Genomic DNA, 18508 nt, shown 5'->3' with positions numbered 1-18508 from the left:
GGGAAGACATCAGGAAAATAACCCAGGTATGAAGTACAGGTTTGTTTTTTTGACTGAATAAGAAAGGATTTTATGAAAAATAGAGGATTTTGACTATTTATGTCGAATGTGTTTTTGAACCAAAGAAAAGAGGGAACAGAAGAATGTTAGAAGCAACGCTGGGAGTCAATGCGATCATTAGCATGCTCTTGAGTATTTTTTTCATTGGGGTTAGTTGGTGGGCGCTTCAAGCTTTCAAGTTCGACTTGTTTATACGAAACAAGAATGGAACCCAAGCGAAGCTGCTGCAATTAATTATCGCCATTGTACTTGGTTATGGTGTAACGAGCTTTTTCATGGATTACTTGAAATGGTCAGCTCTGCTTAAGTACATATTTTATTAAATTCATAAATTGGCTTCAAGAGTTGAACCTTGAGAACCATTGTGTCGATAAAAGACATTTTTTTTCACGTATGCCTCTCCCTGTAGTGGACAAAATGGGAATAAGAACATTTTAAGGGGAGAGAAATCATGAGGTTGTCTAGGGGAGAGCTTGTATTTGTTGGTTTTGTTTTGGCAGTGATTGTTCTTTTTTCTATAAGTGATGAGTCTAATGAACGATTACAAACCATAAGGAGTCATTCTGTATTAGCTAGTACATCAGAGGGAATTCCTTCTGGAGCACTACCTACTTTAGAACTGTTCCAAGAGATGCAGGAAGTGGGCATTTCTTTAAAGGAATGGACGGTGTATTGGAGAGGAACAATAGGAGTAGAAGAGAAGGAAAATCTGCTCCAATGGATAGAGGAAGACCCTCTGTTCATAAAGCAATCTGAAGCTCTCCAGCCTGATTGGGATGAGGGTTCACCAGTTCAAACCATATGGGAGAAAAGAGAGAACAATACGATTCATCAACTCAAAATCATCAGCTACCCCCAAGAAAAAAAGCAAAATTCGAACTATATCTACACTTGGTCTGGGACACAATTAGAGCCTAATTGGGTAGATGCCTATCAAGAGACGGAGCAACGAATCGTAACCCATTTGAAAAAAATTCCTGAAATTTTCACTTGTTTAGAAGGATTTACTAGTGATAAACTAAATTTTGACTTGTCAGTTGTTGATCATGTGTTATCTAAGATCATTTATCAATTGGATGGTACGGTGACTCATCAAATGGCTGACGCTAATTTTTTAAGTATGAATGGGTATATTTCAACTTGGGGCCAACGTTTTTTACCGTTAGAAAATGATCAGAAAATGAATATTCAACTCTCTGCTCGATTTAACGCTTTACTGAATCAAACCCAAGTAACGATAGGATATCCGCTGATCTTAAAAGAACACTAACAAGAAAAAACGTGCGGAGGGGAACGACATTGGACAAAATTATTGTAAGAGGTGGTAATCGACTGACTGGAAAAATCCGAGTTAGTGGCGCTAAAAACGCTGTATTACCCATTATCGCAGCCTCCATATTAGGAGAAAAGGGAACAAGCGTCATTGACGATGTACCTCAATTAGACGATGTATTTACAATCAATGAAGTGCTAAGAAACTTAAATATACAGGTTCATTATCACAACAGAAGGCTGACAGTAAACGCGAGTCAGGAGTTAAATTATGAAGCTCCTTATGAATATGTGCGTAAGATGCGTGCTTCTGTTTTGGTCATGGGACCACTCTTAGCTAGAACTGGGAGAGCTAAGGTTGCTTTACCTGGAGGCTGTGCTATAGGTTCACGCCCTATTGATCAACATCTTAAAGGATTTGAAGCTTTGGGGGCGGAAATCACTCTGGGTAGTGGTTATATTGAAGCAAAGGTAGAGGGACGCCTACAGGGAGCGAAGATTTATCTAGATATCCCAAGTGTAGGAGCAACAGAGAACATTATGATGGCAGCGACCCTTGCTGAAGGCATCACGATCTTAGAAAATGCTGCTGAAGAGCCAGAAATCGTGGATTTAGCCAATTATTTAAATGCGATGGGTGCCAAAATCCGAGGAGCTGGAACGGGGACTATTCGAATTGAAGGAGTCGAAAGCTTAGAGGGAGCCAATCATGTAGTGATCCCTGATCGGATTGAAGCGGGAACTTATATGATTGCAGCAGCGATTACACGTAGTAATCTCTTCATCGAAAATGCGATTCCACATCATCTTTACCCGCTTATCGCAAAGCTCAAGGAAATGGGTGTTGAGGTTCTCGAAACCGAAGATGGTATTCAAGTGAATGCGGACGGGAAAGAGCTTCATTCTGTAGATGTCAAAACCATGCCGCATCCTGGCTTCCCAACGGATTTACAGCCGCAAATGATGGCGTTGTTATGTTCGACTAAAGGCCCTTGTGTTGTGACAGAAACGGTTTTTGAGAATCGTTACATGCATGTAGAGGAATTTAAGCGAATGAATGCGGCGATTAAAATTGAAGGGCGCTCAGCCTTTCTTCAAGGAGAAACAAAATTCCAAGGAACTAAAGTAACGGCGACAGATTTAAGAGCAGGCGCCGCTTTAATTCTAACTGGCTTAATTGCCGATGGCTTCACTGAAATTGGAGCTCTTCATCACATTGATCGTGGATACGAAGACATTGTCAGCAAGCTTGTAGGCATAGGCGCTTCTATTGAACGAATTACTGCACAAGAAGTTGAACAGGAAGAAACAGAAAAAGTGAATATTCATGTAACTCAAGCGTCTTTTGCTTAAGGGAAAAGCACCTACAACGGGTGCTTTTTATTTTTGTCATAAAGCTCCACCTTCACCCATATGATGTGTAGAAGAAAGAAAGTTTGTCCACATTAAACTACAAATCATAATAGGAGTGAGTCAGAGTATGGTACGTCCAGTGTTTATCGTTACAGTCGTTCTATTCGTTCTTATTGTAGCTATCCCTACTTTTGTTGTTCAGTTTTTACCTAAGGCTCCCGAGGCAAGTCAAGAAACAATGGTTGAACTGGTAACAGAAACCAAAGAGGTAGAAGAAGCTTTTCCACAGGTGGAAATAGCGGTATATCGGACAGGCTCTAAGACGATTGAAAAGGTTCCCCTAGAGCTTTACATTAGAGGTGTTGTGGCATCTGAAATGCCAGCCAATTTTGAGCTAGAGGCTTTAAAAGCACAAGCTTTGGCTGCGAGAACGTATATTGTACGAAGATTAGTGGAGAAGGATTATTCGGATACACCTAAAGGCAGTATCGTGACGGATACGGAAAGGCATCAGGTTTACCAAAGCGAAGGAGAATTGAAAAAACGCTGGGGGAAGGATTTTGAGCCTAATCTTAGCAAAGTGAACCAAGCTGTCAATGAAACAATGGGACAAGTATTGACGTATGAGGGAAGACCCATTAATGCCACCTTCTTCTCTACGAGTAATGGATACACGGAAAATTCGGAGGAGTATTGGGGTACAGAGCTTCCGTACCTGCGCAGTGTGACGAGTCCTTGGGATCAAGACTCACCACGTTACAAGGAACAAGTGGTGATGAGTATAGAAGAGTTTCAAAAAAAATTAGGAATTAAGCTGACTCTACCAACATCCCCAGATGAACCATTTAGCGAAGTCGTGTCACGAACAGAAGGAAATAGAATTGGGAAAATCAAGGTGGGGGAAGCTTCTTTCACTGGGAAAGAGGTAAGAGAAATGTTGAATCTCTCCTCTTCGCATTTTGAATGGCACATTAAGAATGGAAATGTCTATATAGATACAATTGGTTGGGGACATGGGGTCGGTATGAGTCAGTGGGGGGCGAACGGGATGGCAAAGGAAGGGCATACAGCAGAAGAAATCGTTACTCATTATTACAAAGGAATCATGATTCAAGATTATAGACATTGGATAGTAAAAAGGTAATGGGGAAAACTAAATTTTTTACCTCGGCAGATGTATAAAGACTAGTAAACTGGCAAGAATGATTGCTGAGGTGATGTATTATGAAAGAAGAACAAAAAAATCAATCTTCTATCTCTGAAGAAATGAATGTCAAACCTGCGGGATGGAAGAAGTTCTTCAAAAGAAAATGGTTTTTCCCAGCAATTTACCTAGGTTTAGCAGCTCTTATTCTTGCTCTCATCACATGGTATCAGAATCCGAATGACTTCGAAATAACAACAGAAGATCTAGGATTTGATACAATCTCTCAAGAGTCTACTGACCCTAAAATGAGTGATTATCTTGTAGATGAGCAAAGAGAAGAGGCACTTCCTGTTACAGCAGGTACAGAAAGCATGGCATGGCCTGTAGCTCAAGATGAAGAAGTGCAGGTGGTTTTAGGATTCTTTGACGACAATGCAACAGAAGAGGAGCAAATGGCAGCGATGGTAGAATACGATCGAGCCTATCATCCGCATCAAGGCTTAGACTTGTCTAGACCTGATGGCAAAACTTTTGACGTATTAGCGGCACTTACTGGAACTGTTATTGCCGCAGACAAGGACCCCCTTGTTGGTTATTTTGTTGAAATTGAGCATGAGAATGGGCTTGTTACGGTGTATCAAAGCTTAGAGAATATTGAGGTCGCAGAAGGAGATACCGTAAAACAGGGTGATCTTCTAGGACAAGCAGGTCGCAATGTATTCGAAAAGGATTTAGGTATTCACTTGCATTTTGAAGTAAGGGAAAATGATGTAGCTGTTAATCCAGATCAATATCTTGCAAAAGTGGATACACAGCAATAGGTGATCCACTCTAAAAGCAAAATCAGAGGGTTGCAGTAAAAGTAAATGAACTCGCACATAAAAAACCTATGTATTGGTAAAAGGGCATCAAGTAAGATTTATCACTCTTGAATGTACTTTTACTTGGCATAGGTTTTTTTTGTTCAATACTGAGGGACACATGGGTAGCCTTGTTATTCTTAGGAATCAGGCGGGATCTGTTGAGTCCAATTGATCAATAAATAAAAAAATTGTACGAATTAGCTTGTCAGGCTTGGATTTGTAGAATATATGCCTTCCTACCCCAATATAATGTATCAGACTAGAATGAATAGGGAGGCGAGGGGAGTGCACGATTACATCAAAGAGCGAACCTTAAAAATTGGTCTGTATATTTTAGAAACCAGAAATACGGTTCGCACAATCGCTAAGGAGTTTGGCGTTTCAAAGAGCACAGTGCACAAAGATCTTACCGAACGACTACCCGAGATAAATCCAGACCTAGCAAACGAAGTAAAAGAGATCTTGGAATATCACAAATCTGTGCGACATTTAAGGGGGGGAGAAGCTACCAAGATTAAGTATAAGCAAAATGGTCATGATAATGTAGAGGAGAGTGAATTGGCGCAAGCAAAATCATAAGAAGATTCTAACAAAGGAACCATAATACAAGCAAAAAAGGATATCCCTGAGTCATACAGAAATAGTTATAGAAAAAAATCGAAATTTAGCAGATAATTTAGTATGATATATTTATCGTGGAAAGAAACAGGGAGGGCAATCGTAACATGTTTACTCGTGATATAGGAATTGATTTGGGTACAGCGAATGTTTTAATACATGTCAAGGGGAGAGGAATCGTCCTTGATGAACCAAGTGTAGTTGCACTTGATAATAATACAAAAAAAGTCTTAGCAGTAGGTGAAGACGCACGAAGAATGGTCGGACGAACACCAGGAAATATAGTAGCGATTCGCCCATTAAAGGATGGGGTTATTGCTGACTTTGAAGTAACAGAAGCAATGCTCAAGTATTTTATTCAAAAAATTGGAGTCAAAGGATTCTTCGTTTCTCCAAGAATTTTGATCTGCTGTCCAACAAATATTACCTCTGTGGAGCAAAAGGCGATTCGCGAAGCGGCAGAAAAAAGTGGTGCCCGCAAAGTCTTCTTAGAAGAGGAACCTAAAGTGGCAGCTATTGGAGCTGGAATGGATATTTTTGAACCTAGTGGAAACATGGTGGTAGACATTGGCGGTGGTACAACAGATGTTGCCGTTCTCTCTATGGGAGACATTGTCACCGCCTCTTCTATTAAGGTTGCAGGGGACAAGTTCGATCAAGCCATTTCACGCTATATCAAACGCAAATATAAGCTTCTAATTGGGGAACGAACGGCTGAGGATGTCAAAATAAATATTGCTACTGTATTTCCTGATGGTCGTAATGAACAGATGGATATACGAGGGAGAGATATGGTTTCTGGATTGCCTCAAACGATCACAATTTCTTCAAAAGAGATTCATGAAGCATTGGAAGAACCCGTTTCTAACATTGTCGTAGCTTCAAAAAGCGTGCTTGAAAGAACTCCGCCAGAATTATCTGCTGATATCATAGACCGTGGAATCATCTTAACAGGCGGTGGAGCGCTACTGCACGGGATTGACCAGCTTTTAGCAGAGGAATTAAAGGTTCCTGTACTGGTCGCTGAAGAGCCGATGACATGTGTGGCTAGAGGGACAGGCATCATGCTAGAGAATTTGGATAAAGTTCCTAAGCGTGCCTATGTGTAAAAAATGAATCACCCTGCCGATATAATAAAGTGAGGTGATGACACATGTTTCGAGGTATTTATACAGCTACATCTGGAATGGTGGCTACAAGTAGGAAGCAACAGATGCTAACAAACAATTTAGCCAATGCAGAAACCCCAGGATATAAGCAGGATCAAACGGTTTTAAGAGCTTTTCCAGATATCCTAATTCAACGAATTAGAGGAGATCAGGGGATGAATGTGCAAGGAAAACCCTCTTTCCCTGGAAATACGAATTTAGGTGTTTTACACACTGGAGTCTATGCTCAGGAAGGAATTCCATCCTTTATGCAGGGAGCTCTTAAGGCTACGGGTCGTAACCTAGACTTAGCGCTGGTAGATCAAAGTATGCCTCCTAATCCACAGACAGGGTTACAGGGACATGTGTTTTTTGCTGTTCAAAAAGGCGAGGGTGAAATTCGTTATACACGAAATGGACAATTTGCCATCGATCCAGAAGGATATCTAACAACAAGTGATGGATACTATGTACTAAATGAAAATCAACAACGCATCCAATTGGAAAGCCATTCCTTCCAAGTGAGGGAGGATGGACGAATTTTAGTTGAAAACAACAATCAACCAGGTACCTTTATGGCTGCCGGCAGAATATACATTGGTTATACAGAACAACCTGAGCAGTTTGTGAAGGAAGGAAACGGACTGCTTCGAATGAATGGTGGAGGAGAGTTACCTCTTGCAAGGAATATGGCATTTTTAAATGACCCTGCAAATCCGGGAAGTTATCCATTTCAAATCATACAGGGATATACAGAGTCCTCTAATGTGGATGTGACTCAAACCATGACGGATATGCTCAGTATGTTTAGACTATATGAAGCGAACCAGAAAATACTTCAGGCGTATGATCGTAGTATGGAAAAAACGGTAAATGATGTAGGGCGTTTATAAAAATGAGGCAACATAGTGAGGAGAGGGAACAATGAATCTACAAATGATGTCAGCTGCAAATACATTAAATCAGCTGCAAAAAAAGGTGGACATTATTTCAAACAATATTGCCAATGTGAATACGACAGGGTATAAAAGAAATGAAGCAACCTTTCAGGATTTACTTACTCAGAACATCAAGAATCAGCCGCATGCTGTAAAAGAAGCAGGACGTGAAACTCCATATGGTTTGCGAGTTGGCTTTGGGGCTAGAATTGGTCAAACCACGATGAGATATGAGCAAGGTGTTCCTCAAGCAACTGGGCGCGATCTTGATTTTATGATTGAAGGGGAAGGCTTCTGGTTCAGAACGGCTCGTACGTGGGTTGATGAAACAGGCAATGCCAGAAGAGAAGAATATTTTACTAGAAATGGTTCTTTTCATCTGCAACCTACTTCACAACAAGCGAATGCTCCATTACGACTTGTCACCCACACGGGGTTACCTGTGTTAAATAATAATGGACAAGAGATCAGAATCCCTGCTAATATGAATCATATCGAGATGCAATCAGACGGTACCTTGCGAGCAGTGGATCAAAGTACAGGCGAAGCCATGAATATTCAATTGGGTATAGCTAAGATTAATCGCCATGATCTTTTAGAAGCGGTTGGTGAGGGACAATTTAGACTGACTGTCAATCAAGCTCAGTTAGTAGCAGATGGTGGAGTTGTACTAAATCCCAATCAAGGAAGCTACGGGCTTAAACAGGGAGTTCTAGAGATGTCTAATGTTGACTTAACCCAAGAAATGACAGAGTTAATGGTTGCCCAACGTTTAATGCAATTCCAATCCAGAGCTATTTCCATGGCTGATGATATGATGGGATTAGCTAATTCGATTAGAGGGTAACGTGGGTATAAAGGAGTAATAAAGATGGATAATAGAGAAAGAACATCAGAACCAACAACAACAACCAAAGGAAATCCACCAACAAAAAAGAAAAGAAAGCGAAAGAAACAAGGCAATAAGTTTTTAATGGGGATGACTAAATGGCTCTTTATTCTTTTTTGTTTCGTTAGTTCCACTGTCGTGGGTGTAGCTGTTGGATATGGTGTTCTAGGAGAAGGATCAATCTCAGAAATTTTTGATCTAAATATGTGGAAGCACTTATATCAGCTTGCTTTTGGCAGTTAACGTTACAACTTCGGTCTTGAATAATAAGCCGAAGTTTTTGTATGTGAGGTCTGATAGAGAGGAAGGACGTTTTATGAATCTACCTAACCTAATAACGATTGGAAGGTTCTTCTTTATTCCGCTCTTTATCCTTACCTTTTTTTCATATCAGTCTAATCTATTTGCCTTTCTCATCCTTCTTGCCGCAGGAATTAGCGATATATTAGATGGTTATCTTGCGAGGAAAAATGGGCAGGTTACAGATATCGGTAAGCTCTTAGATCCATTGGCAGATAAGCTGATGATGATTACCGTCATTCTGGCATTTGTGATGGATGACCGTATTTCTTGGTGGGCAGCAGGAGTTTTTTTCTTTAGAGATATTGGTATGATTCTCATTTCTGCCTTTTATCACTTCAATGGGAAAAGGCAAGTTCCTACATCTAATATCTTCGGTAAAGCGACTACGGTCTTTTTCTATGTTGCTTTTCTAATGATTATGTTTGAATTACCGTACCACTCGGAAATGCTGTGGTCCACGATTTTGTTTTCCTTATTTACAAGCTGTATTTATTTCTTTATTTTTCGCAGGCTTAACACACCAATGAAAAGAGCTTCCCAGTAAGGCTGGAAAGCTCCTTTATATGAACCCCAAGCTTTTCTAGAAAAGTTGGGGACAGTACATATTGTTCTCTACTTAGTGAAGTTTATGCTTGGATGCTGATGTAAAATGTTAGTAGTTGTCTATAATGATGAATAGAAGGAGTGGTAAATAACATGTTAGATATTCAGCAAATCAAAGAAATCATCCCTCATCGCTATCCGTTTTTATTAGTGGATCGTATCCTTGAATTGGAGGACGGGAAAAGAGCCGTGGGCTTGAAGAATGTCACAGTGAACGAAGAATTTTTCAATGGACATTTTCCTTCTTTTCCTGTGATGCCAGGAGTGCTTATTGTTGAAGCATTGGCGCAGGTTGGAGCAATTGCTATTTTGAGAATAGAAGAGTTTCAAGATAAACTTGTCTTATTTGCTGGAATAGATGAGTTTCGCTTCAAAGGTCAAGTCAAGCCTGGAGACCAATTAATTCTCGAAGTGGAGCTTACCCGCTTGCGTGGGTCGGTTGGTAAGGGACGAGGGACAGCAAAGGTAGATGGAAAGGTTGTCGCAGAAGGTAACATCATGTTTGCCATGGTAGACCAAGAGATATAGATATAAAGAGTAAGTGAAAGAGCATAAAAAAGGACCCCCTTGAAATTAATTCAAGGGGGTTTTAAATGAGTTCCTTCATTAATATGTATACGCTTACAGTAAGAGGAAGGTAGCTTGGTCAATCAGTTGAATATCCTTTCTCTTTTTGATCTCTTCCATCAGTTGGAATAGGGCTTGGTCCTTTTGTTTAGCTTCAATCATACAATGAATTTCGGGAAGACTCCCTTTTATTTGCTGGAGAAAGTCCAGAAACATTTGCAGGTCAATATAGTCAGCGTGATGTCTGAACTCTTTTTCATTCTTAGGACTAGAAATATGCATTTTAGGTGGGAGTGGAGAATGCTTCCAAGTATCGATGACTCTTTCCCATTCACTTTCCCAGTTCTTTTCTTTATGATGAGCTAAATGATGATGGTAATCAAACACCAAAGGGATCCCCAATTTTTCACAGAGATAGAGAGTATCCAGCAGTGTGAAAGATTTATCGTCATTTTCCAACATGATCATTTTTTGTATTCCTGTAGGAACATCCGCCCAGTTGGTGACAAATCGTTCAAGGGAGGCTTCTGTATCCTTGTAGTTTCCTCCAACATGCATCACACAGCGATGCTGGAGATCGATTCCCATGGCTCTTAGCAGTTGATGATGCAACTTAAGAACCAGTAGGGATTGCTTAAAAATTTCAGGCTTAGGGGAGTTAAGTAAGACAAAGTGATCGGGATGAAAATCAATTCGCATGTCATTTTCCATAGCAAATTTCCCAAGTTCTCTTAGGGATTCAATCATTGGTGTAAGATAATCCCACCCTGCAAGCGCATCATGGGTGGCTAAAGGGACAAGTCGAGAACTTAGTCGAAAGAAACGAACATCATGCCCCTTATTATGTTTTAATAGCCGAAGGCAATTTTGAACATTGGAAATCGCAATTTGCTCTAGCTTGCGAATGACAGCCTCCCGATCGTCCATTTTAGTAAATTGGGCATAGGTCATAGTTTGTGAGGGAGAACAGTTTTTCAGATTGACACTCATCGCTACATAGCCGAGTCGAACGATTGTTTGAGTCATATAAAACACCTGTCATCATATAGTAGTAACTATGTTATTATTTCGAAATTAATAAGAAAATATGTAAAGAATCAGAAAAATTCAAGTTTAAGGGAACAAAAGAAAAAACTACATATGAAGAATATTACAAAAATTGAATAAAATCTACATAAGTCGATAATTGTCGACATTTGTCTGACGATTATAGAAGGATAAAAAAAATGCGGGAAGAACAATAAAAAATAGGTAAATAGAGTGTAAAATGTTTATGAAAGTACCGATATAGGTCTGGACAAAAATCACAAACCACGGTATAGTCATTTTTATGCAAGTAGCGGTTGATTAACGTAATGGAGGAAGATTATGGGGAATAAAGATTATGTAGAAATAGATTTGAGAGCAATTTTCGGTATTGTTTGGAAAAAGATGTGGTTAGTTTTATTAATATCAGTTTTTGTTACATCATTGAGTGGATTTTATAGTATATATTTGGTTGAACCAGAGTATAAAGCATCTGCTGAAATATTAGTCAGTCAAACATATGATAGCACAGAAGAGTTTTATTACTTTAGAGGAGATATATACACTAATATAGAGTTGATTAATACATATAATGTTATTATTAAAAGTCCAAGGATACTAGATAAAGTGATTGAAGAATATAACTTGGATCTAAACTATGCTCAACTTAATAGTAGTGTTGTAGTAAATGCAGTTAAGAATTCTCAGGTTATGTCTATCTCGGTTTACGACAGAGATTATAATAATGCAGTATTTCTTGCTAATGCAATTGCTAGCACATTTCAAAAAGAGATTAAAGAACTAATGAAAGTAAACAATGTCCATATTATGGCTGAGGCAAAAGAAGAATCGAACCCTCGACCAGTAAGCCCACAACCATTCTTTAATATGCTCATCGCTTTTGTTATAGGAACTATGCTAGGTATTGGCCTCATCTTTTTATTAGAATACTTGGATAACACCATTAAAACAGAGGATGATTTGGAACAATTGTTAGGTTTACCTGTACTGGGCACAATTGCCAAAATTGATGAAAAAACCGAAAATAAAATAATGAAAAAGCACAATACACAATTAGGAGGGGAACAGATTGAAGCGTGATCCAAAAACAGCATCTAGATATCGTAATTTAATCACAAAAAATAATCAAAAATCTCCTATTTCAGAATCTTTTAGAACATTACGTACTAATATTCAATTTACAAGTGTTGATACTGATCTAAAAAGCATTATGGTCACAAGTGCAACTCCTCAAGAAGGTAAGTCAACCGTTTCAGCAAATTTAGCAGTGGTTATGGCGCAATCTGGAAAGAAGACACTTTTTGTAGATGCAGATTTGAGGAAGCCTACGGTTCATTATACTTTTAGTTTACAAAACCGTGAAGGGCTGACAAATTTATTGGTTGCTAACAGTGAGATGAATCAACTTGTTCAGAAGTCGGATGTAGAGAACTTATTTGTTCTTACATCTGGACCTATCCCACCGAACCCTGCAGAGTTACTCGGATCTAAAATAATGGGGCGCTTTGTGAAGGAGTGTATGACGCAATATGACATTGTAATTTTTGATACCCCTCCAGTTATTCCGGTAGCAGATGCACAAATTTTGGCAAGTCAAGTAGATGGTGTATTGCTTGTTGTGAATTCAGGAAAAACAAAGCAAGATTTAGCTTACAAGGCTAAGAACTTGTTAGATAAAGTAAATGCAAATATTTTAGGAACTGTATTAAATAATAGAAAAGTCAGTGATACTAACTACTATTATTATTATGGAAGATAATTTTGCTGCAAAGTTGACAAAATCTCGAACAATTATGTTAATAATTTGTTAAATTTTACATTTTCCACAATAATCACTGGATTTATATGTAAAAAATGATGTAATATGTAGTCAGGGAGAATATTCAGCAAAAATGTTTTTAAGTTTTTTATTTGTATAGGTTAGGAAGGGGAGTGTGAGTTTTATGATTGATTTTCATTGCCATTTATTACCTGGTTTGGATGATGGGGCGCAGTCAATAGATGAAAGTCTTGCTCTAGCACAAGCAGCAGTAGAGGATGGGATTTCAAGAGTAGTCGTCACTCCTCATCATCAAAATGGAGTATTTGTGAATGAAAAAAAGAAAGTAATAGAAGAAACCGAAAAATTACAACAAATTCTAAATGAACACAAAATACCACTTCAACTTTTTTCTGGGCAAGAGATTCGAGTGTATCCTGAAATCATAGAAGATCTAAAAAATGATAGACTATTAAGTGTTGATCGAAATAACAAATATATTCTCCTTGAATTACCCTCTAATGAAATACCAGCCTATATGGATCGAATTATTTATGAGATCCTTCTTCTGGGGATCATCCCTATTATTCCACACCCTGAGAGGAATACAATGATTCGTAAAAATCCTAGATTGTTTTATAAAATGATTGAAAAAGGTGCTTTGTCTCAGCTCACAGCAGCTAGTGTGGCGGGGGAGTTTGGAAGGGAAGTTCAAAAGTTTTCTTATCTATGTCTTGAACATCAATTGAGCCATTTTATTGCATCGGATGCTCATAATGTAACCTCAAGATCTTTTCAATTAACTAGAGCATATCAACATGTTGAAAAGAAATATGGCTTTGACTTTGTGTCAAGGTTACAGAGAAATGCGGAGTTAATGGTTGACGGAATCGAATTTTATGTAGACCCACCTATAAAAATAGAGAGTAAAAAATCATTACTCCAATATATTAAAAGGAGTTTTTTTTAATGGATAAGAGTTGTCCTTGTTGTTCTTCCAAAAAAATTGCAATAGATGACGTGAATGGGATCAATGATAAAGAGCAGATACTCCTAAGAATAGATTATAAATGCATTGAGTGTGGAGAAAAATGGTTAATAACTCAAGAGCCATATAAAAGCAAAATAAGTTAATAACTTTCTAGGTAGCTTATTACAATTAGGTAATGCCTACTACACCAATATCATTGTAGGTACTCGGCTATGCTGTGGGTTAACAACCTTAGACGTAAATCGTCAATGGTATGGTTTGAGGACTATTTTTTAAAGGTTTTATCTATAAGGTTCTCTTAGTAGAAATTTATAGCTAAAATCTTTAAATACTTTTTCGAGATCATGAAAGGAGGATTAATGTATGAGCTTTAAGAACAGATTATTTTTTTTGATGGGGCTTGATTCAGTCATTATTCTTACAAGTATTTTCATAGGTAACTATATTTTATTACCGAATCAGAATGTATTAACAACAACTCTAGCTATTAGTGCTTTATCATTATTTGTTTTCCATCATTTACTTGCATATAAGTACAGACTTTACCATCGTGTTTGGGAGTATGCCAGTGTGGGGGAATTAATTTCAATATTTAGAGCAGTGACTTTGTCAATACTATTAACAGCTGTTGTGCAGTTGATCGTCATGCAGCATATTTATATGCGAACGTTACTAATTACTTGGATGATGCATATCTTGTTAATAGGGGGATCACGATTTGCTTGGAGGCTATTCAGAGATAATTACAAAAACTCAAGTGATAAAAAGAAAAGAGCCCTTATAATTGGTGCTGGTTCCGCTGGCGCTATGGTTGTAAGACAGTTAAAGCATAATGAAGATGGAGAATTGTATCCTGTTGCTTTTATAGATGATGACATCAAAAAACATAATCTTTCTGTTATGGGGCTACCTGTATTAGGAGGTAAAGAAGTTATTGAAGAAACAGTAGAACGATTAGATATTGAAAATATTATTATTGCTATCCCCTCACTTAAAAAGAAAGAATTAAATCATATATTTACAGAATGCCGAAAAACGAAAGCACAAACTAAAATCCTTCCTCTAATTGAAGATTTAATGGTTGGGAATGTATCTGTCAGTGAAATGAGAGATGTAAAGGTAGAAGATTTATTGGGGAGGGATCCAATAGAATTAGATACCAAGAATATTTCAGGGTATATAGAGAATGAAGTTGTTTTAGTAACAGGTGCAGGTGGATCGATAGGTTCAGAGGTTTGCAGACAAATATCTCTATTTAATCCTAAAACGCTTGTTTTATTAGGTCATGGGGAAAATAGTATCCATTCAATTGAATTGGAACTAAAAGGAAAGTATGGAGAAAAGATAAATTACCTTACTGAAATTGCGGATATTCAAGATAGGGCAAAAATGTTTTCTGTTATGGAAAAGCATAAGCTAGTGTTGTTTTCCATGCCGCTGCTCATAAACATGTACCTTTAATGGAAAGAAATCCAGAGGAGGCAGTAAAAAACAATATTATTGGTACAAAAAATGTAGCGGAAGCATCAGATACCTGCGGAGTGAATACATTTGTTATGATATCCACAGATAAAGCTGTAAACCCGACAAGTGTTATGGGTTCCACAAAACGTTTGGCAGAAATGGTCGTTCAACATATGGCTAATAGAAGTAAAACAAAATTTGTGGCCGTTCGTTTTGGAAATGTACTTGGAAGTAGAGGGAGTGTGATTCCTTATTTTAAAGAACAGATAGCCAAGGGAGGACCTGTTACAGTAACTCATCCAGATATGATTCGGTATTTCATGACAATACCTGAGGCTTCTAGATTAGTAGTTCAAGCGGGTGCTTTAGCTCGGGGTGGGGAAATCTTTGTTTTGGATATGGGAGAACCAGTAAAAATAGTAGATCTAGCGAAAAATTTAATTAAACTATCTGGTTTTACATTAGATGAAATAGAAATAAAGTTTACAGGGATGCGTCCTGGGGAAAAGCTATTTGAGGAATTATTAAATGATGATGAAGTTCATCCTGAACAGATTTTCCCAAAAATCTATGTAGGAAAATCTACGACAGAGAGTATAGACCAAGTTATTGATCTAATTAATCGCTTTGAAAAAATAGAACCAAATTGTTTAAGAGATGAACTTCTAGAAATAGCAAATAATAAAAAAATAACAAATCAATTAATTGGTATTAATTAGCTACTTAAATTGATAATTTAAGAGATTGAGGTTATGTTATGTTAGCACGTCACACTTTCGTGTATTTCTTTTCCCATGCGCTTCCTGCTATATTGACATTTTTGGGAATTACAATTTATACAAGAATGCTTAGTCCTGAGCAGTATGGTGTATATTCACTTGTAATGGTCATGGTGGTTTTTATTAACTCTGTCTTGTTTCAATGGTTGAGGCTAAGTTTATTACGTTTCTATGCAGTTTACGATAATGATGAGCAAAGGAAATCCTTTAACTCTACAATAATGATTTGTTTTGTAACAATTATGTTCGCATCTTTTATTCCAGCGTTCATCTTCAAAATTATCAATAGGACTGACGAAATTAGTTGGTCACTCATTCTCTTAGGGGTTGTACTTTCGTGGTTACAATCATGGTTAATGATGAATTTAACTATGTTTAGATCAAAGCTTTCGCCTATCAACTATGGAATACTCTCTTTTTTAAAAGCGTTTCTAACTTTACTTTTCGCTGTATTTTTTATCTATATTGGCTTTGGAGAAGTTGGTCTAATTATTGGTTTAATCGTGGGAACCTCGTTGGCAGTGCTTTATCCGACTTTTAAATTTTGGAGAGGAAGCGTTTCTTTAGAAAAATTTGATCTTAGCTTATCTAAACAATTTTTAAGTTATGGAATTCCATTAACCATAACTTTTGCTATGGGAATAATCATTAATAGCTCTGACAGAGTGTTTATTAGTTGGCTAATAGGTGCCGAAGCAACAGGAATATATTCAGTTGCGTATGATTTCTCAGAGTACTCTCTTTTAACCGTCATGACTATTGTAAATCTTGCAGCATATCCTTTAATTGTTAAAACGTATGAAGAAAAAGGAATTGAGGCTACCAATCAACAATTAAAAAAAAATGCATCGCTTCTTATGCTAGTAGCCATACCATCTTTAGCTGGTCTAATTATACTTAATGAAAACATCTCTTCTACGTTATTCGGTAATGAGTTTAGTCAAGGTGTAGCTGTACTAATACCTTGGATAGCAATAGCGGGGTTTCTTAAAGGTTTTAAGCTCTACTATGTTGATATTTCGTATCAAATTACAAAGAACACAAAGCTGCAAGCCATTCCGGTTTTTATAGGAGCAGTAATTAATGTACTATTAAATATATTGTTGATACCACTATATGGTACAGTAGGAGCGGCAATTGCAACTGTCCTCGCTTATGGGGTAGCAATAATCATTGGGGTATTAATTGGAACGAAAATATTCAAACTAGAATTTCCGTTAATTAATTTTATGAAAATTACAATCGCTTCAATTATAATGTCATTTATATTGTATAAGACAACTTATTTAGAAGGTTTAGTTTCACTAATGTTACAAATAATATTGGGGATATTAACTTATTTTTCAATTCTGTTGATGCTGTATTTTAGTAGAGTAAGAGGGCAGATTAGAAGAATATTAAACACTAAATCAAGTAAAGATGTATCAAAATAAATTTATTTTAGTAATAACTATCAACTTGAGGAGATTTTATGTTATGTATAGTAACGAAATCCAGGAGAGAAAGCTAAATTCAATAAAAGCCACTAAAAATTTATATGCATCTATATTTATAGCAATGATGCTAAGTGTAATACTAATTGTTTTTTTTATATTGTATATGGATTCTATTTCTATTAATATAACTCTACTCATTTTAGCATTTAGTATTTTATATATTCCACTCTTTTTTATAAAGGATCTATTACATCCTTTTTTTCTTTACTCATTAATACAATCATTAATTCTTTTGCATTTTACTTTTAAAATTGTTGATGGAGAGGGGATAAGATATGCACCTCTTCTTCTGGGAGAGGAAAAGAATTTTTTTCTACAGTACTCAATTTCATTGTTTATTGTTTGGCATTTGTGTTTTTACTTAGGGTATTATTTTTCTACAAAAGTTAAATCTAACTTTATTAGAAGAAAAAATGCGTTAGAAGTTAATAATCCAGCTACCATAGGTTTTGTTCTATTTGGAGTAGGGGTGCTTGGTTTTGTATTTACAATCTACTTAAACGGAGGATTATCGGCAACTATTGCAGCAATGGTAAATAGAGTTGAAACTTATCAAGGGTTAGGTTACTTGATCAAAATTGTAGGACTCTGTGGAATAGGTTCAATTTTTTTATTGTTTGCTGGGTACAAAAAAACCTCTTTTTGCTTCATAGTTTTATCTTTTCTAATGCTTGCTCTTTTTGGAGGTAGGGGGAATGCATTGTTTGGAATATTTTTACCATATATTATTGTTTATCATTATTTATATAAAAATATTCGCTTATTCAAACTTGGGCTATTTTTAATTTTTGGGTTACTATTTACGTTTATTTGGGGACTCTTAAGGTCTACTGGGGAATTGGTTGTATCAAATGATGGTTTTAGTGAAACTCTTAAAGAAGTCGCTAGGCAAACTGGAGTTGCTGATACTATACCATCGTTAGTTAGTAAACTATACTATGGACAATTGGAGTTTTTAGGAGGTCAACCCCTTATAAATATTTTCTTTGCACCTATACCTAGAGGTCTGTGGGAAAACAAACCTCGTATAGATGAAACGGGAATTGTTGGTCAATCCATAATGGGCCAGGATTCATGGGGACTCCCACCAGGACCTTACGGTTGGGCATATTTTAATTTTAGTTGGATTGGGTTAATTATTATAGCTTTCATAACAGGCATTATTATTTATCAAGTTTATAAAAAATATATATTGTTAAGAAAAAAGAGAA

General features: G+C 37.0%; 18 protein-coding genes and 1 pseudogene. 18 read left to right on the top strand and 1 reads right to left on the bottom strand.

Annotation, left to right across the window (positions count from 1 at the left end; all coding sequences use genetic code 11):
* The first annotated feature begins 143 nt into the window (after positions 1 to 143).
* The 12 genes from JCM10596_RS02255 to fabZ all read left to right on the top strand — a co-directional run bounded on the left by JCM10596_RS02255 (position 144) and on the right by fabZ (position 9722).
* On the top strand, positions 144 to 383 hold the full coding sequence (locus JCM10596_RS02255; RefSeq protein WP_025025738.1) for a DUF1146 family protein: 240 nt from the start codon (positions 144 to 146) through the stop codon (positions 381 to 383).
* A 128-nt stretch (positions 384 to 511) separates the two neighbouring features.
* Positions 512 to 1330, top strand: coding sequence for a YwmB family TATA-box binding protein (locus JCM10596_RS02250; RefSeq protein ID WP_025025737.1), 819 nt, complete (start codon positions 512 to 514; stop codon positions 1328 to 1330).
* 29 nt (positions 1331 to 1359) lie between these two features.
* Positions 1360 to 2685: a UDP-N-acetylglucosamine 1-carboxyvinyltransferase gene (murA, locus tag JCM10596_RS02245; protein WP_025025736.1), complete on the top strand. Its 1326-nt coding sequence runs from the start codon at positions 1360 to 1362 to the stop codon at positions 2683 to 2685.
* A gap of 127 nt (positions 2686 to 2812) precedes the next feature.
* On the top strand, positions 2813 to 3829 hold the full coding sequence (gene spoIID, locus JCM10596_RS02240) for a stage II sporulation protein D (RefSeq protein ID WP_025025735.1): 1017 nt from the start codon (positions 2813 to 2815) through the stop codon (positions 3827 to 3829).
* Between the two features lie 80 nt (positions 3830 to 3909).
* A complete protein-coding gene (spoIIQ, locus tag JCM10596_RS02235) occupies positions 3910 to 4653 on the top strand; it encodes a stage II sporulation protein SpoIIQ (RefSeq protein WP_025025734.1) in 744 nt (247 codons plus the stop codon).
* 327 nt (positions 4654 to 4980) lie between these two features.
* Positions 4981 to 5274 carry a sporulation transcriptional regulator SpoIIID gene (spoIIID, locus tag JCM10596_RS02230; protein WP_025025733.1) on the top strand — a complete coding sequence of 98 codons (294 nt, stop codon included), beginning with the start codon at positions 4981 to 4983 and terminating at the stop codon, positions 5272 to 5274.
* A 146-nt stretch (positions 5275 to 5420) separates the two neighbouring features.
* On the top strand, positions 5421 to 6422 hold the full coding sequence (locus JCM10596_RS02225) for a rod shape-determining protein (RefSeq protein WP_025025732.1): 1002 nt from the start codon (positions 5421 to 5423) through the stop codon (positions 6420 to 6422).
* Between the two features lie 44 nt (positions 6423 to 6466).
* A complete protein-coding gene (locus JCM10596_RS02220) occupies positions 6467 to 7354 on the top strand; it encodes a flagellar hook-basal body protein (RefSeq protein WP_025025731.1) in 888 nt (295 codons plus the stop codon).
* A 31-nt stretch (positions 7355 to 7385) separates the two neighbouring features.
* Positions 7386 to 8246 carry a flagellar hook-basal body protein gene (locus JCM10596_RS02215; protein WP_025025730.1) on the top strand — a complete coding sequence of 287 codons (861 nt, stop codon included), beginning with the start codon at positions 7386 to 7388 and terminating at the stop codon, positions 8244 to 8246.
* A gap of 24 nt (positions 8247 to 8270) precedes the next feature.
* Positions 8271 to 8531, top strand: a complete 261-nt coding sequence (locus JCM10596_RS02210; RefSeq protein WP_025025729.1) for a DNA-directed RNA polymerase subunit beta — start codon at positions 8271 to 8273, stop codon at positions 8529 to 8531.
* A 73-nt stretch (positions 8532 to 8604) separates the two neighbouring features.
* A complete protein-coding gene (locus JCM10596_RS02205) occupies positions 8605 to 9135 on the top strand; it encodes a CDP-alcohol phosphatidyltransferase family protein (protein ID WP_025025728.1) in 531 nt (176 codons plus the stop codon).
* Between the two features lie 152 nt (positions 9136 to 9287).
* Entirely contained in the window at positions 9288 to 9722 is a 435-nt protein-coding gene (gene fabZ, locus JCM10596_RS02200) for a 3-hydroxyacyl-ACP dehydratase FabZ (RefSeq protein WP_025025727.1), read from the top strand.
* Positions 9723 to 9815: 93 nt separating this feature from the next.
* On the opposite strand, the gene uvsE is transcribed toward fabZ, so the two are convergent.
* Positions 9816 to 10787 (bottom strand): UV DNA damage repair endonuclease UvsE, encoded by a 972-nt coding sequence (uvsE, locus tag JCM10596_RS02195; RefSeq protein WP_025025726.1) that lies wholly within the window; start codon positions 10785 to 10787, stop codon positions 9816 to 9818.
* 342 nt (positions 10788 to 11129) lie between these two features.
* On the opposite strand from uvsE, the gene JCM10596_RS02190 reads away from it, so the two are divergent.
* The 6 genes and pseudogenes from JCM10596_RS02190 to JCM10596_RS23385 form a co-directional block, all read left to right on the top strand.
* Complete coding sequence (locus tag JCM10596_RS02190) at positions 11130 to 11888, top strand: YveK family protein (RefSeq protein ID WP_025025725.1); 759 nt, start codon at positions 11130 to 11132, stop codon at positions 11886 to 11888.
* A complete protein-coding gene (locus JCM10596_RS02185) occupies positions 11878 to 12567 on the top strand; it encodes a CpsD/CapB family tyrosine-protein kinase (protein ID WP_025025724.1) in 690 nt (229 codons plus the stop codon). The genes JCM10596_RS02190 and JCM10596_RS02185 overlap by 11 nt, the downstream gene beginning before the upstream one ends.
* A gap of 184 nt (positions 12568 to 12751) precedes the next feature.
* Positions 12752 to 13537 carry a tyrosine-protein phosphatase gene (locus JCM10596_RS02180; RefSeq protein ID WP_025025723.1) on the top strand — a complete coding sequence of 262 codons (786 nt, stop codon included), beginning with the start codon at positions 12752 to 12754 and terminating at the stop codon, positions 13535 to 13537.
* 384 nt (positions 13538 to 13921) lie between these two features.
* A pseudogene (locus tag JCM10596_RS23390) lies at positions 13922 to 15741 on the top strand (polysaccharide biosynthesis protein).
* A 38-nt stretch (positions 15742 to 15779) separates the two neighbouring features.
* Positions 15780 to 17234 (top strand): oligosaccharide flippase family protein, encoded by a 1455-nt coding sequence (locus JCM10596_RS02165; protein ID WP_025025722.1) that lies wholly within the window; start codon positions 15780 to 15782, stop codon positions 17232 to 17234.
* A 43-nt stretch (positions 17235 to 17277) separates the two neighbouring features.
* The coding region (locus JCM10596_RS23385) for an oligosaccharide repeat unit polymerase (RefSeq protein WP_034680299.1) at positions 17278 to 18508 on the top strand (1231 nt) is incomplete at its 3' end.

It is taken from the genome of Caldalkalibacillus mannanilyticus JCM 10596 (assembly GCF_000615945.1).
Lineage (GTDB): Bacteria > Bacillota > Bacilli > Caldalkalibacillales > JCM-10596 > Bacillus_AT > Bacillus_AT mannanilyticus.
The sequence above is the reverse complement of the archived record's forward strand: the minus strand, read 5'-3'. Positions and strand labels throughout refer to the sequence as shown.

Excerpts from the sequence above, each read along its gene's own strand:
- JCM10596_RS02190 (WP_025025725.1), top strand. The coding sequence starts at position 11,130 with ATGGGGAATAAAGATTATGTAGAAATAGATTTGAGAGCAATTTTCGGT.
- JCM10596_RS02255 (WP_025025738.1), top strand. The coding sequence starts at position 144 with ATGTTAGAAGCAACGCTGGGAGTCAATGCGATCATTAGCATGCTCTTG.
- JCM10596_RS02210 (WP_025025729.1), top strand. The coding sequence starts at position 8,271 with ATGGATAATAGAGAAAGAACATCAGAACCAACAACAACAACCAAAGGA.
- JCM10596_RS02250 (WP_025025737.1), top strand. The coding sequence starts at position 512 with ATGAGGTTGTCTAGGGGAGAGCTTGTATTTGTTGGTTTTGTTTTGGCA.
- JCM10596_RS02225 (WP_025025732.1), top strand. The coding sequence starts at position 5,421 with ATGTTTACTCGTGATATAGGAATTGATTTGGGTACAGCGAATGTTTTA.
- JCM10596_RS02215 (WP_025025730.1), top strand. The coding sequence starts at position 7,386 with ATGAATCTACAAATGATGTCAGCTGCAAATACATTAAATCAGCTGCAA.
- JCM10596_RS02165 (WP_025025722.1), top strand. The coding sequence starts at position 15,780 with ATGTTAGCACGTCACACTTTCGTGTATTTCTTTTCCCATGCGCTTCCT.
- JCM10596_RS02220 (WP_025025731.1), top strand. The coding sequence starts at position 6,467 with ATGTTTCGAGGTATTTATACAGCTACATCTGGAATGGTGGCTACAAGT.
- spoIIQ (WP_025025734.1), top strand. The coding sequence starts at position 3,910 with ATGAAAGAAGAACAAAAAAATCAATCTTCTATCTCTGAAGAAATGAAT.
- JCM10596_RS02205 (WP_025025728.1), top strand. The coding sequence starts at position 8,605 with ATGAATCTACCTAACCTAATAACGATTGGAAGGTTCTTCTTTATTCCG.
- JCM10596_RS02180 (WP_025025723.1), top strand. The coding sequence starts at position 12,752 with ATGATTGATTTTCATTGCCATTTATTACCTGGTTTGGATGATGGGGCG.
- spoIID (WP_025025735.1), top strand. The coding sequence starts at position 2,813 with ATGGTACGTCCAGTGTTTATCGTTACAGTCGTTCTATTCGTTCTTATT.
- fabZ (WP_025025727.1), top strand. The coding sequence starts at position 9,288 with ATGTTAGATATTCAGCAAATCAAAGAAATCATCCCTCATCGCTATCCG.
- uvsE (WP_025025726.1), bottom strand. The coding sequence starts at position 10,787 with ATGACTCAAACAATCGTTCGACTCGGCTATGTAGCGATGAGTGTCAAT.